Raw genomic sequence first — 12,534 nt, 5'->3', positions numbered from 1 at the left:
GGTGAATCAGCCCGCCACGTCCACCAGGACGAACTGTTTTCGCACGGGCTCCAGCACCTCGAACTCGCCCTCGAAGCCAGGCGGGATGACCCCGCCCTGGCCGCGGGTGATTTCCGTGAACCCGGCCGGGCCATGCAGCCGCACGCGGCCCTGCAGCACGTGGAAGTACTCCTGCCGACCGGCAGGGAACACGATGCGCCAGCGGCCGACCTCGCATTCCCACACGCCGGCGCTCACGGGGCCGGCCTCGTGCAGCGTCCAGGTGCGTCGCAGCGGCGCACCCTGCACGCGGCGGTCTTCGCGGGGCCGGTCCAGCACCGGCTCGCGGCCATCGGTCGAGTCCATCAGGATGATTGCAGGCGTCATCAGTTCATCCGCATCGGAATCGTCAACGGCCCGTCGTTGACGAGGTGCACCTGCATGTCGGCGCCGAACTCGCCGCTGGCAACGTCCGGGTGTTGCCGGCTCGCAAACGCCAGCGTGTGATCGTAGAGCCGCCGGCCTTGCTCAGCCGGCGCGGCGCCGGTGAAGCTGGGCCGGTTGCCGGCGCTCACGTCCGCCGCCAGCGTGAACTGGCTGACGATGAGCAGCCCGCCGCCCACGTCCTGCAGGCTGAGGTTCATCTTGCCCGCCGCGTCGCTGAAGATGCGCAGCTTCAGCGCCTTGGCGACCAGCTTCTCGGCGACGGCCGGCGTGTCGGCCGGCTCGGCGCAGACCAGCATCAGCAGGCCCGGGCCGATGGCGCCGATGACGGCCCCGCCCACTTCCACGCGCGCCTCGCGCACCCGTTGCAGCACGGCGATCAATTCACGTCCTCCTCGTTCATGGCATGGGCCTCCACGTCCATGGGCAGCAGCTGGATGCTGGCCCGCAGGCCCGGCAGCGCGCGCATCAACGACTGCTCCACTTCGCCGCGCAGCTGCGCGGCGTGGCCCAGCGTCCAGGTGGCCGGCATGTGCATGTGCAGGTCGACGAAGCGGCGCTGCCCGGCGACGCGGCTGACGACGTGGTCGAAGCGGATGTGCTGCTCGCCGCCGAAGCGGTCCAGCACCGCCTGCACGCGGGTCAGGCTGTCGGCGTCCAGCGCCTCGTCCATCAGCCCGCGCGTGGACTGGCGCATCAGGTGCACGCCTTCGCGCAGGATGTTCAGCGCCACGACGCCGGCCAGCAGCGGGTCCAGCCAGTGCCAGCCGGTGGCCATGACGCCGAGCAGCCCGGCGACGACGCCGGCCGAGGTCCAGACATCGGTGAACAGGTGGCGCGCATCGCCCTCCAGCGCCACCGAGCGCACCTCGCGCGCCTTGCGCAGCATGGCCCAGGCAAGGGCGCCGTTCAGCGCCGAGCTGACCACGGCCAGGCCCACGCCTAGGCCGATGGCGTTCAGCGGCTCCGGGTGACGCCATCGGTCGATGGCGCCCCAGAAGATGCCCAGTGCCGCCGCGATGATGAGGATGCCCTCGAAGCCGCTGGAGAAGTACTCGGCCTTGTGGTGGCCATAGGGGTGCTCGGCGTCCGGCGGCCGGGCGGCCAGCGTGACCATCGCCAGCGCGAACACGGCACCGGCCAGGTTGACGAGCGACTCCAGCGCGTCGGCGGCCAGGCTGACCGAGCCCGTCCACCACCAGGCGGCACTCTTCAGCAGGATGGTCACCAGCGCCGTCGCGACCGAGAGCTTGAGGTAGGCGCTGGCGTGCATGCACGACATTGTCGCGGCCCGCCAACGACTTCCTAGAATGCGCGCCATTGCACCGGAGCCCAGCGCATGACCAGCCCCCACACCACCGACGTTTCCCACATCGCCCCGCGCGAGAAGGCGGAGATCCTGTCCCAGGCCCTGCCCTACATCCGCAGGTTCCACGGCAAGACCATCGTCATCAAGTACGGCGGCAATGCGATGACCGACCCGGACCTGCAGCAGGACTTCGCCGAAGACGTGGTGCTGCTCAAGCTGGTGGGCCTGAACCCGGTCGTCGTGCACGGCGGCGGGCCGCAGATCGAAGGGGCCCTCTCCCGACTGGGCAAGAAGGGCCAGTTCATCCAGGGCATGCGGGTCACGGATGAAGAGACGATGGAGGTCGTCGAGTGGGTGCTGGCCGGCCAGGTGCAGCAGGACATCGTCGGCCTCATCAACGCCGCTGGTGGCAAGGCCGTGGGCCTGACGGGGCGTGACGGCGGCATGATCCGCGCCAAGAAGTTGAAGATGCTGGACAAGGACGACCCGGCCAAGGAACACGACGTCGGCCAGGTGGGCGACATCGTCTCCATCGACCCCAGCGTCGTGAAGGCGCTGCAGGACGACCAGTTCATCCCCGTCGTCAGCCCCATCGGCTTCGGCGAGCACAACGAGAGCTACAACATCAACGCCGACGTCGTCGCCGCCAAGCTGGCCACCGTGCTGCAGGCCGAGAAGCTGCTGATGTTGACGAACATCCGCGGTGTGCTCGACAAGAACGGCGAGCTGCTGACCGAGCTGACGCCGCGCCGCATCGACGAGCTGGTGGAGGACGGCACGATCAGCGGCGGCATGATCCCCAAGATCGCCGGTGCCATCGACGCGGCCAAGAGCGGCGTCAACGCCGTCCACATCATCGACGGCCGCGTGCCGCACGCGATGCTGCTGGAGGTGCTGACGGACCAAGCCTACGGCACCATGATCAGTTCGCGTTGATGTCCAGAGTCTGGCTGTTCGACCTCGACGACACGCTGCATAACGCGTCGCAGCGCGCTTTCCCCGAGCTGAACGCGTCGATGACGAGCTACATCGAGACGCACCTCGGCCTGACGACCGAGGAGGCCGTGGCGCTGCGCCATGGCTACTTCAACCGCTACGGCGCCACGCTGACCGGCCTGCAGCGCCACCATGGCGTGAAGGCTGCGCACTTCCTGCACGAGACCCATCTGCTGCCGGGCCTGGACCCGCACCTGCACGGCCACGCGCAAGACCTGGCCGCGCTGCGCCGGCTACCGGGCCGCAAGTTCCTGATGACCAATGCGCCACGCGCCTACGCCAAGCGCGTGCTGGCGGCCATCGGGCTGACGGGCGTCTTCGAAGGCATGGTCTGCGTCGAGGACATGAGCTGCTTCCGCGAGTCACGGCCCAAGCCGGATGCGCGCATGTTCCGCATCGTGCTGGCGCGCCTGAGGCTGCGGCCCGAGCAGTGCGTGCTCGTCGAAGACACGCTCATCCACCAGAAGTCTGCCCGCAGCCTGGGGATGGCCACGGTGTGGATGCAGCGCTGGCTGCGCAAGGCCGCCGACGGCCGCCGCCTGCATCACCGCCCCGCCTATGTGAGCCGCCGCGTGCGGTCGCTGTCTGCGCTGGCCCGGGCCCCCAAGTTCTGAAGGAAGACGTGCATGGCAACGGGCGCTCCTGGCACGACAATACCGGCTTCGCGCCATTGAAGAATCAGAAGAATCAATGACTCCGTTCTCGGTTCTCATCGTCGAAGACCAGGCCCGCTTCCGCGAGGCCTTCACCCACGCGCTGGGCAGCGTGCCCGACATCGAACTGCTCGGCATCGCGCCCGACCTGCCGCAGGGCCGCCGCATGTTCGACCAGTTGCTGCCCGACGTGCTGCTGGTCGACCTGGACCTGCCCGGCGGCAGCGGCATCGAGCTGATCCGCCACGCCGCGCAGACGCGGCCGCAGTGCGAGGTGATGGTCATCTCGGTGTTCGGCGACGAACAGCATGTGGTGGCGAGCATCGAGGCCGGCGCCACCGGCTACCTGCTCAAGGACAGCCTGGCGCTGGACCTGCCTGGTCAGCTGCGGTCTTTGCGCGCCGGCGGCAGCCCCATCAGCCCCATCATTGCCCGCCGCCTGCTGGTGCGCCTGGCGCCTGGCGCCCAGGCGTCGACCGGCCCCTCGCCCGAGGCCATGGCCGCCACGCTGGCCGACGAGGAGATCGTCGCACTGTCGGAGCAGGAGTCGCGCGTGCTGCACCTGGCCGCCAAGGGCTTCACCTTCGACGAGATTGCGCAGTTCATGCAGGTGTCGCCGCACACGGTCATGACGTATGTGAAGCGCGTCTACCGCAAGCTGCACGTGCGCTCCAAGGTGGAAGCGATCTACGAGGCCCGGCGCCTCGGCTGGCTGCGCGACTAGCATCGCGCCATGGACGCCGACCCGCCCGCAACTGCCGCCCCCGCTCCCAAGAAACGCCCCAAGCCTGGCGAGCGCCGCACGCAAATCCTGCAGGTGCTGGCCGGCATGCTGGAGCAGCCTGGCGCCGACCGCATCACGACGGCGGCGCTGGCGGCCAAGCTGGATGTGAGCGAGGCGGCGCTGTACCGCCACTTCGCCAGCAAGGCGCAGATGTTCGAGGCGCTCATCGACTTCATCGAGAGCAGCGTCTTCGGTCTCGTCCACCAGGTCGTCGACGCCCCTCACCCGCTGCCGCCCCCCGGTGCCGCCGCGCGCATCGCCAGCGTCATCCTGCAGTTCGGTGAGAAGAACCCGGGCATGACGCGCGTCATGGTGGGCGACGCGCTGGTCTACGAGAACGAGCGGCTGACGGCGCGCATCAACCAGTTCTTCGATCGCATCGAGTCCTCGCTGCGCCAGGTCTTGCGCGCGGCGGCCGAGGCGCAGGGCTCGCTGACGCCGACCGTGCAGGCCAACGCGCAGGCCTCGGTGTGGGTCAGCTTCATCATCGGGCGGCTGCAGCGCTATGCCCGCTCGGGGTTCAAGCGGCTGCCGACGGAGCAGCTGGAAGCGTCGCTGCGAAGCATCGGCTGAGGCGGCCCGCCTAAACTGCGGCGATGTCTGCCGCTCTGGAATCCTTCCTCAACCGCGCCGAGGGTCTGCTGACCCGTCTCGAAGCGGTTCTGCCCCACGCCGCCACGCCGCCCGACTGGGCCGCGTCCACCGCCTTCCGCGCCCGCCGGCGGCACGGCGCGCTGGTGCTGGAGCCGGTGCGTGCCGTCAGCCGCATCCGCCTGTCCGACCTTCAGGAAGTGGAGCCGCAGAAGGAGCGCCTGCTGCGCAACACGGCCCAGTTCGTCGCCGGCCGGCCGGCCAACAACGTGCTGCTGACGGGCGCCAAGGGCACAGGCAAGAGTTCCCTCATCAAGGCGGTGCTGAACGAGTTCTCGGCCCAGGGCCTGCGCCTCATCGAAGTCGACAAGGCCGACCTGGTGGACTTGCCCGACCTCGTCGAGCAGGTCGCAGCCCGCCCGGAGCGCTTCGTCGTTTTTTGCGACGACCTGAGCTTTGACGAAGGCGAGGCCAGCTACAAGGCGCTGAAGAGCGTGCTCGATGGCTCCGTGGCGGCGGCCGGCGACAACGTGCTGATCTACGCCACCAGCAACCGCCGCCACCTGCTGCCCGAGAAGATGGTGGACAACCTGGGCGGCACGCGAGGCGAGCATGGCGAGATCCATCCCGGTGAGGCGGTCGAGGAGAAGATTTCGCTGTCCGAGCGCTTCGGGCTGTGGATCAGCTTCTATCCCTTCAGCCAGAACGAATACCTGGCCATCGTCGGCCAGTGGCTGCGTCACTTTGGGCTGGATGAGGCGGCCATCGAGGCCGCTCGCCAGCCATCGCTGATCTGGGCGCTGGAGCGCGGCTCGCGCTCGGGCCGGGTGGCTTACCAGTTCGCGCGGGATATGGCGGGGCGGGTCGAATGACCGAACGCGAGATCACCGAAGTTGCGGTGGGCGTGCTCGTCGCGCCTGACGGCCAGTTCCTGCTGACCTCGCGCCCCGAAGGCAAGGTCTACGCCGGCTACTGGGAGTTCCCTGGCGGCAAGGTCGAGGCGGGCGAAAGCGTCGAGCAGGCACTGGCCCGCGAGCTGCATGAAGAGTTGGGCATCTGCATAGGTGCCGCCCACCCGTGGCAGACGCTGGTCATGGACTACCCCCATGCCCGCGTGCGGCTGAACTTCTGCAAGGTGTTCGATTGGACCGGCGAGTTCCAGATGCTGGAAGGTCAGCAGATGGCCTGGGCCAGCCTGCCGGTGCAGGTCAGACCCGTGCTGCCCGGCACCATCCCCGTGCTGAACTGGTTTGCCCAAGAGCGCGGCCACGTCGGCCCGACTCACCTAGACTGAAAAGATGAACTGGCTTGATGAAGTGAAGTGGGACGACAAGGGCCTGGTGCCCGTCATCGCCCAGGAGCAGGGCACGGGCGACGTGCTGATGTTCGCGTGGATGAACCGCGAGGCGCTGGCGCTGACGGCCCAGCGCGGCCAGGCCGTGTACTGGAGCCGCTCGCGCGGCAAGCTCTGGCACAAGGGCGAGGAGAGCGGCCACTTCCAGCAGGTGCATGCCATCCGCATGGACTGCGACAACGACGTCGTGCTGCTGACCATCACGCAGCTGGGCCATGAACCCGGCATCGCCTGCCACACCGGCCGCCACAGCTGCTTTTTCCAGAAGCTGGAGAACGGCGTCTGGGGCGCCACCGAGCCTGTGCTGAAAGACCCCGCGAAGATCTATGAGTGACGACATCCTCTCCCGCGTCAGCGCGGTCATCGAATCGCGCAAAGGTGCCGACCCCAGCACCAGCTACGTCGCCAAGCTCTTCGACAAGGGCCTGGACGCCATCCTGAAGAAGGTCGGCGAGGAAGCCACCGAGACCGTCATGGCCGCCAAGGACGGCGACCCGCAGAAAGTCGTCTACGAAGTGGCCGACCTGTGGTTCCACAGCCTGGTGGCGCTGGCCCACTTCGGGCTCAAGCCCGAGGACGTGCTGAACGAACTGGCCCGGCGCGAAGGTCTGTCCGGCCTGACGGAATTCGCCCAACGAGGACACAAGTGATGAGCGCGGACCCCCACTGCATCTTCTGCAAGATCGTCGCCGGCCAGATTCCGAGCAAGAAGGTCTACGAGGACGAACAAGTCCTCGCCTTCCACGACATCCATCCCTGGGCGCCGGTCCACATCCTCATCATCCCCAAGCGCCACATTGCCTCCATGGCCGACGTGACGGAGGCTGAAAGCCAGCTGCTCGGTCACATGGTGGCCCTAGGCCCCAAGCTCATGAAGGAGTTGGGCGTCACCAACGGTTTCCGTCATGTCATCAACACCGGGCAGGATGGCGGCCAGGAGGTTTATCACCTCCATTTGCATGTGATGGGCGGCCCCAGACCCTGGTTGAAAGGCTAGGGGTAGCCCTCACCTAGAATTTGAGCCAGTCCACAAGGAGCAAGCATCATGGGTTCATTCAGTATTTGGCACTGGCTGATCGTCCTCGTCGTCGTCATCGCCATCTTCGGCACGAAGAAGCTGCGCAACGTCGGTTCGGATCTCGGCGCCGCCGTCAAGGGTTTCAAGGACGGTGTGAAGGACGGTACGACGTCCGAAGACGCGGCCAAGCCGCCGCAGCAGGTCACCGCCGGCAAGGTCAACGACCCGAACACCGTGGACGTCGACGCCAAGACCAAGTCCTAAGTGTTGGACTTCGGTTTTGACAAGATCGCGCTGATCGGCGCAGTGGCGCTGATCGTCATCGGCCCCGAGAAGCTGCCGCGCGTCGCCCGCACCGTCGGCGCCTTGCTGGGCAAGGCGCAGCGCTACGTGGCCGACGTGAAGGCGGAGGTAAACCGCTCCATCGAGCTGGAGGAGCTTCAGAAGATGAAGTCCCAGTTCCAGACGGCGGTGAGCGACGTCGAGCAGAGCGTGCGCCAAGAGGTCGACAGCGCCACCAACGCGCTGAACCAGACCTGGCAGGACGTGAGTAGCGATTCGTCCTATGACTCGGCACTCGCGGCGCCGGCGCCTGAGTACCGCCACCCGAAGAAGAACTGGCGCCTCAAGCGCGGCAGTACGCCGATGTGGTTCAAGCAAAAGGCCGGCGTCCGCCGGCATACGCAGTCAGGTGCCGCGCGCGTGGCGCGTTTCCGCCCGCCAGGTATCCGTTGATGAGTTCTTTCCAGAAGCCCGACCACGACGAACTGGCCGGCACCGAGCAGCCCTTCGTCGCCCACCTGATGGAGTTGCGCGACCGGCTGCTGCGCGCCGTCATCGCCATCGCCGTCTGCTTCGGCGTGCTGTGCTTCTACCCTGGCCCGGGTCAGCTCTACGACTGGCTGGCCGCACCGCTGGTGGCCAACCTGCCCGAGGGCACGAAGATGATCGCGACCAACGTCATCGCGCCCTTCTTCGTGCCGATCAAGATCACGATGCTGGCCGGCTTCATGCTGTCGCTGCCGATCGTGCTCTACCAGGCCTGGGCCTTCGTCGCGCCAGGTCTGTATTCGCACGAGAAGCGCCTGGTCATGCCGCTGGTGCTGTCCAGCACGCTGCTGTTCTTCGGCGGCGTGGCGTTCTGCTACTTCTTCGTCTTTGGCCAGGTCTTCGCCTTCATCCAGAGCTTTGCGCCCAAGAGCATCACGGCGGCGCCTGACATCGAGGCCTATCTCGGCTTCGTGATGAACATGTTCATCGCCTTCGGCGCGGCCTTCGAGGTGCCGGTGGTCGTCGTCGTGCTGGCGCGCATGGGCATCGTGTCGGTGGAGAAGCTGCGCGAGTGGCGTGGCTACTTCATCGTGCTGGCCTTCGTCATCGCGGCCATCATCACGCCGCCCGACATCGTCTCTCAGCTCGCGCTGGCCATCCCGATGTGCCTGCTCTACGAGGTCGGCCTGTTCGCGGCGAAGTACTTCGTCAAGCACACCCAGGCGCCGGAAGACGCCGAGGATCAGTCCTCCTCGGAAGCCCGCTGACGTTGCTCGGGCGGGGGGCGCAGCCCCACGGCCAACGAGAAGCTCATCGCCTTGCCGCCGCGCTGCACGAGCACCTCGACTTGGCTGCGCGGCTTGAGCGCTGCGACGCTGGCGAGTAGCTCGGCCGGCGAGGTGATCGCCTGCTCGCCGACGCGGGTCAGCACGTCACCGGGCTTGATGCCCGCCTTGGCCGCCGGCGCGTCGTTGTAGACGCTGCGGATCAGCACACCCTTCACGTCGCCCACGTTCAGCGCCTCGGCCAGCTCCGGCGTCAGCTCGCGCGGCTCCACGCCGATGTAGCCGCGGGCGACGGCGCCGTCCTTCAGGATGGCCGAGGCCACCTGCCGGGCCACGTCCACGGGGATGGCGAAGCCGATGCCCAGTGAGCCGCCGCTGCGCGAGAAGATGGCCGTGTTGATGCCCACCAGCCGGCCGTCGGCATCCACCAGCGCGCCGCCGGAGTTGCCGGGATTGATGGCTGCGTCGGTCTGGATGAAGTTCTCGAAGGCGTTGATGCCCAGCTGGTTGCGGCCCAGCGCCGAGACGATGCCCGAGGTGACCGTCTGGCCGACGTTGAACGGGTTGCCAATGGCCAGCACCACGTCGCCGACCTGCAGGTTGGCCGCATCGCCCAGGCCGATGGCGGGCAGGTCGGGCAGGGTGATCTTGAGCACCGCGATGTCGGTCTCGGGGTCGGTGCCGACGATGGTGGCGCGGGTCTGGCGGCCATCGCTGAGCTGCACCTCGATGTCGGATGCGCCCTCGACGACATGGTTGTTCGTCAGCAGCACGCCGTCGGCCGAGATGATGACGCCCGAGCCCAGGCCCAGCTGCGGGTTGCCACGCGGCTGGCGCGGACCGAACGGGAAGCCGAAATGGAAGGGGTCGCGCGCGCGGCCCGCCGAGCGAGACGGCGCCTTCCTCGCGGTGATGCTGACGACGGAGGGCAGTGCGGCCCGGGCGGCCTGTGCATAGCCGGTGCGCACGACCGAGGCCGGCGGCGAGGGCGGCAGCGCGATCTGGCGGGCCGTCTCGGCGATGGTCGCCTCCGGCCAGCGCGGCTGCTGCAGCCAGTGTGGTTTCAGCGTCGAGATGACGAAGAGGGCGGCCAGCGCCACCGTGACCGCCTGCGCGAAAATCAGCCAGAGCCGCTTCAACACCCGTTTACCTCACAAGCCATGACCGATCGCACCGCGCTGGAACGCCAGCTCAATCAATGGCTGGAGCCCGGGCGCTTCAAAGATTATGGGCCGAACGGTCTGCAGGTCGAGGGCCGCGCCGAGGTCAACCGGCTGGTCTGCGGGGTCACTGCCAGCCTGGCGCTGATCGACGCTGCCATCGAGGCGGGCGCCGATGCCATCCTGGTCCACCACGGCCTGTTCTGGCGCGGCCAGGACGGCCGCGTGACGGGCTGGATGAAGCAGCGGCTGGCGCGGCTGATCCAGCACGACATCAACCTGTTCGCCTACCACCTGCCGCTGGACGCGCACGCCGAGCTGGGCAACAACGCGCAGCTCGGCAAGCGCCTGGGCTGGACGGCGGATGGCCGTTTCGGCGAGCAGGACCTGGGCTTCATCGCCAGCACCGCGCCGACGACGCTGGCCGGGCTGGCGGCGCAACTGCGCACGCTGACCGGCCGCGAGCCGGTGCTGGCCGAGGGCGATGGTCGGCCGCTGCGCCGCGTCGCCTGGTGCACGGGCGGCGCGCAAGGCTATTTCGAGGCGGCGATCGCGGCCGGCGCCGATGTCTTCATCACCGGCGAGATCTCCGAGCCCCAGGCCCACTACGCCCGCGAAACCGGCGTGGCCTTCATCGCCGCCGGCCACCATGCGACCGAGCGCTACGGCGTGCAGGGCGTGGGCGAGCGCGTGGCGGCCGAGCTGGGGCTGGAGGTGCGTTTCATCGACGTGCCCAACCCGGCCTGAGCGATCGCCCCACCGCGCCCTAATGCTGGCGTAACGCCGCAGCCGGTGACGGCGCCTAGCATGCGCCGATGCACTGTCACGCCTGTCGCCGCAGCCCCTCCGCCCTGACCGTGGCGCCGCGTTGGTGCGTGGACGCGCATCGGCCTGCGGCTTGAGTGCCGTCGGGGTGCGGTGGCCCGGTGGGTCCGGGCGACACCGGCGTGTCGTGATCCTGGCCGTGCTGATGGCGCATGCTGCGGTGCTGTTGCTGCTCTGGCAAGGGCGCCGCTCGCCGGTCGGCGGTGCTGAGGCCAGTCAGGCCTTGGTGTTGCGTCTGGTGCCGCCGCCGAGCCCACGCCGCACGCCGGTCGAACGGCCGCAGGCGGTGGTTGTGCCGGTGGAGATCCGGGTCATCGTGCCGCCGGAGTTCGTCATCGCCACAGGCGCCGTGGCCAGCCCCGACGGCGCAACCGCGACGGTCGGCGCCCACGGCGTGGTGCCGTCGCCGGCGCAGCCCGCTTCAAGCAGTGGCCCCTTGAACCTGCGGCCCCGCATCGAGGTCCTGCGTGGTGCACTGGCCAACCCGGCCACGACCGATCCGCGCAGCAACTCGCCCAGGCCCACCTTCGAGGAGCGCATCGCGATGGGGCTGGACCCCGATCTCTGCGTCAAGCTCGAGCGCGACGCGCAGGGCTTGGTGACGCGCCGCATGGGCCGGATGGCGCGCACCTTGACGCATCTGCAGGCCACGCAAGGCGCTGGCGCCAAGGACGTGCGGACGTGCCAGTAGCGCGTCAGGCCGTGGCCGACAGCGCGTAGGCAATGGCCGCGCGCACGGCGGTGACCTGCGCGGCGATGCATTGCTGCGGCGTCGTGCGCGGGCTGTCGGGGTAGACCTCGGTGGTCGTGCTGAAGCGCGCTGCCGTGATGGCGGCGCACAGGTTCTTCCTCGTCACGGCGTAGCGGATGACGCCGGGCGATTGCAGCGGGCAGCCGATGATGAGGCCCTGGGCATCGGGCGGCGCGATGTGCGTCACCTGGGCGACGGCGTCGATGACGGCGCGCTGGAACTCGGGCTCGGGGCGGTCTTCGTCGTCAACGAGGTAGAAGCCGTCGGGCACGCTGTCCGGCGCGAAGGCCTCGCCGTCACGGGCCGCCAGCGCGGGGCGGAACTCGGCCTCGTCGCTGTCCGTGGTCTCGTGCAGGTCGATGTGCAGCAACACACGGCCGCGCAGCGGTGCCAGCAGGGCCACCAGCGCTGCAGACTCGCCCACCGGGCTGTCGGGGCGGAAGTTGCGGTTGGGGTCCTGCGCGTCACGGTTCCAGCGTTGCACGCGTTCGTAGGCCCAGGGGCTGACGCAGGGCACCGTCAGCAGGTTGGCCCGGCCGGCGGTCTCCAGACCGTGCTCGCGCAGGAACTGCAGGGCGCCCATCACGCCGCTGGTCTCGTAGCCGTGCACGCCGCCGGTGACCACCAGCGTGGGCAAGTCGTCGCGCCAGTGGCGGCTGCGCAAGACCATCAGGGCGAAGCGCTGGTCGTCGTAGACGACGGCGCCGTACTCGCTGACATCGAAGTCCTGGCGCAGCGGCTCGAGAGCGGCCAGCACGTCGGCGGTGTAGCTGCGCTGCCGGACGACGCCTGCGCGCCACGCGGCCACTTCCGTGGGGCCCCAGGCCTGGCCCGGGGTGCCGATGGGGTAGGGGGCTGAGGGCAAGCGGGTCTCCGTGGCTGCGTGGGTGGTCGGCAGTCTGCCAGCCGCCGCGCCGCCCGATGAAAGGCTGCAGCATGTTGCTGGGCAAGCGGCTGGGCAGGACGGCAGAAGGCCACCGCGCCGGGTGGCCTTCATCGCTGCCGGCCACCATGCGACCGAGCGCTACGGCGTGCAGGGCGTGGGCGCCCAGGTCGCGCAGGACCTGGGATTGAGCTGGCAGTTCATCGACGTGGACAACCCGGCCTGAGGCTG

Annotated in this window: 19 protein-coding genes and 1 pseudogene; 15 read left to right on the top strand and 5 right to left on the bottom strand. The window is 68.7% G+C overall.

The features are described 5' to 3' along the window. Positions 1–6: 6 nt before the first annotated feature. From ACG00Y_RS11250 to ACG00Y_RS11240, 3 genes are read right to left on the bottom strand one after another with little or no spacing between them, the layout of a single operon-like run. Positions 7–366: a cupin domain-containing protein gene (locus ACG00Y_RS11250; protein WP_394478798.1), complete on the bottom strand. Its 360-nt coding sequence runs from the start codon at positions 364–366 to the stop codon at positions 7–9. Then, a complete protein-coding gene (gene dtd / locus ACG00Y_RS11245) occupies positions 366–806 on the bottom strand; it encodes a D-aminoacyl-tRNA deacylase (RefSeq protein WP_394478796.1) in 441 nt (146 codons plus the stop codon). Before dtd ends, ACG00Y_RS11250 begins: the two co-directional genes overlap by 1 nt. Beyond that, the gene (locus ACG00Y_RS11240) at positions 803–1,696 is read right to left on the bottom strand and encodes a cation diffusion facilitator family transporter (RefSeq protein WP_394478794.1); all 894 of its coding nucleotides are present in this window, start codon (positions 1,694–1,696) and stop codon (positions 803–805) included. Before ACG00Y_RS11240 ends, dtd begins: the two co-directional genes overlap by 4 nt. A gap of 66 nt (positions 1,697–1,762) precedes the next feature. Here ACG00Y_RS11240 and argB point away from each other — a divergent pair, with 66 nt between their 5' ends. From argB to tatC, 12 genes are all read left to right on the top strand, one after another. Continuing rightward, positions 1,763–2,668: an acetylglutamate kinase gene (gene argB, locus ACG00Y_RS11235; RefSeq protein WP_394478792.1), complete on the top strand. Its 906-nt coding sequence runs from the start codon at positions 1,763–1,765 to the stop codon at positions 2,666–2,668. Continuing rightward, positions 2,668–3,342 carry a pyrimidine 5'-nucleotidase gene (locus tag ACG00Y_RS11230; protein ID WP_394478790.1) on the top strand — a complete coding sequence of 225 codons (675 nt, stop codon included), beginning with the start codon at positions 2,668–2,670 and terminating at the stop codon, positions 3,340–3,342. Before argB ends, ACG00Y_RS11230 begins: the two co-directional genes overlap by 1 nt. Before the next feature lie 76 nt (positions 3,343–3,418). Then, positions 3,419–4,105: a response regulator gene (locus ACG00Y_RS11225; RefSeq protein ID WP_394478789.1), complete on the top strand. Its 687-nt coding sequence runs from the start codon at positions 3,419–3,421 to the stop codon at positions 4,103–4,105. A gap of 9 nt (positions 4,106–4,114) precedes the next feature. Further along, complete coding sequence (slmA, locus tag ACG00Y_RS11220; protein ID WP_394478787.1) at positions 4,115–4,738, top strand: nucleoid occlusion factor SlmA; 624 nt, start codon at positions 4,115–4,117, stop codon at positions 4,736–4,738. Positions 4,739–4,761: 23 nt separating this feature from the next. After that, positions 4,762–5,628, top strand: a complete 867-nt coding sequence (locus tag ACG00Y_RS11215; protein WP_394478785.1) for an ATP-binding protein — start codon at positions 4,762–4,764, stop codon at positions 5,626–5,628. After that, positions 5,625–6,050: an NUDIX domain-containing protein gene (locus ACG00Y_RS11210; protein ID WP_394478783.1), complete on the top strand. Its 426-nt coding sequence runs from the start codon at positions 5,625–5,627 to the stop codon at positions 6,048–6,050. Before ACG00Y_RS11215 ends, ACG00Y_RS11210 begins: the two co-directional genes overlap by 4 nt. Before the next feature lie 4 nt (positions 6,051–6,054). After that, a complete protein-coding gene (gene hisI / locus ACG00Y_RS11205; RefSeq protein WP_394478781.1) occupies positions 6,055–6,444 on the top strand; it encodes a phosphoribosyl-AMP cyclohydrolase in 390 nt (129 codons plus the stop codon). Continuing rightward, positions 6,437–6,760, top strand: coding sequence for a phosphoribosyl-ATP diphosphatase (locus tag ACG00Y_RS11200; protein WP_394478779.1), 324 nt, complete (start codon positions 6,437–6,439; stop codon positions 6,758–6,760). The genes hisI and ACG00Y_RS11200 overlap by 8 nt, the downstream gene beginning before the upstream one ends. Continuing rightward, positions 6,760–7,107, top strand: coding sequence for a histidine triad nucleotide-binding protein (locus tag ACG00Y_RS11195; protein WP_394478778.1), 348 nt, complete (start codon positions 6,760–6,762; stop codon positions 7,105–7,107). Before ACG00Y_RS11200 ends, ACG00Y_RS11195 begins: the two co-directional genes overlap by 1 nt. 48 nt (positions 7,108–7,155) lie before the next feature. Beyond that, positions 7,156–7,392 (top strand): Sec-independent protein translocase subunit TatA, encoded by a 237-nt coding sequence (gene tatA / locus ACG00Y_RS11190; RefSeq protein WP_394478776.1) that lies wholly within the window; start codon positions 7,156–7,158, stop codon positions 7,390–7,392. After that, positions 7,393–7,863, top strand: a complete 471-nt coding sequence (gene tatB, locus ACG00Y_RS11185; RefSeq protein ID WP_394478774.1) for a Sec-independent protein translocase protein TatB — start codon at positions 7,393–7,395, stop codon at positions 7,861–7,863. It begins immediately after the preceding gene. Further along, positions 7,863–8,666: a twin-arginine translocase subunit TatC gene (gene tatC, locus ACG00Y_RS11180; RefSeq protein WP_394478772.1), complete on the top strand. Its 804-nt coding sequence runs from the start codon at positions 7,863–7,865 to the stop codon at positions 8,664–8,666. The genes tatB and tatC overlap by 1 nt, the downstream gene beginning before the upstream one ends. Here tatC and ACG00Y_RS11175 read toward each other — a convergent pair. After that, positions 8,642–9,826 (bottom strand): trypsin-like peptidase domain-containing protein, encoded by a 1,185-nt coding sequence (locus ACG00Y_RS11175; protein WP_394478770.1) that lies wholly within the window; start codon positions 9,824–9,826, stop codon positions 8,642–8,644. The genes tatC and ACG00Y_RS11175 overlap by 25 nt on opposite strands. An 18-nt stretch (positions 9,827–9,844) precedes the next feature. On the opposite strand from ACG00Y_RS11175, the gene ACG00Y_RS11170 reads away from it, so the two are divergent. Together ACG00Y_RS11170 and ACG00Y_RS11165 are read left to right on the top strand one after the other, a co-directional pair. Beyond that, positions 9,845–10,591, top strand: coding sequence for a Nif3-like dinuclear metal center hexameric protein (locus tag ACG00Y_RS11170; protein WP_394478768.1), 747 nt, complete (start codon positions 9,845–9,847; stop codon positions 10,589–10,591). A 205-nt stretch (positions 10,592–10,796) separates the two neighbouring features. Continuing rightward, on the top strand, positions 10,797–11,360 hold the full coding sequence (locus tag ACG00Y_RS11165; protein ID WP_394478766.1) for a hypothetical protein: 564 nt from the start codon (positions 10,797–10,799) through the stop codon (positions 11,358–11,360). Between the two features lie 4 nt (positions 11,361–11,364). On the opposite strand, the gene ACG00Y_RS11160 is transcribed toward ACG00Y_RS11165, so the two are convergent. Then, entirely contained in the window at positions 11,365–12,285 is a 921-nt protein-coding gene (locus tag ACG00Y_RS11160) for a M14 family metallopeptidase (protein ID WP_394478764.1), read from the bottom strand. A 121-nt stretch (positions 12,286–12,406) separates the two neighbouring features. Here ACG00Y_RS11160 and ACG00Y_RS11155 point away from each other — a divergent pair. Further along, a pseudogene (locus ACG00Y_RS11155) lies at positions 12,407–12,529 on the top strand (Nif3-like dinuclear metal center protein); the annotation flags it as partial. Positions 12,530–12,534 lie beyond the last annotated feature (5 nt).

The sequence above is a fragment of the Pelomonas parva genome, from assembly GCF_043555835.1.
Lineage (GTDB): Bacteria > Pseudomonadota > Gammaproteobacteria > Burkholderiales > Burkholderiaceae_C > Pelomonas > Pelomonas parva.
The sequence above is the reverse complement of the archived record's forward strand: the minus strand, read 5'-3'. Positions and strand labels throughout refer to the sequence as shown.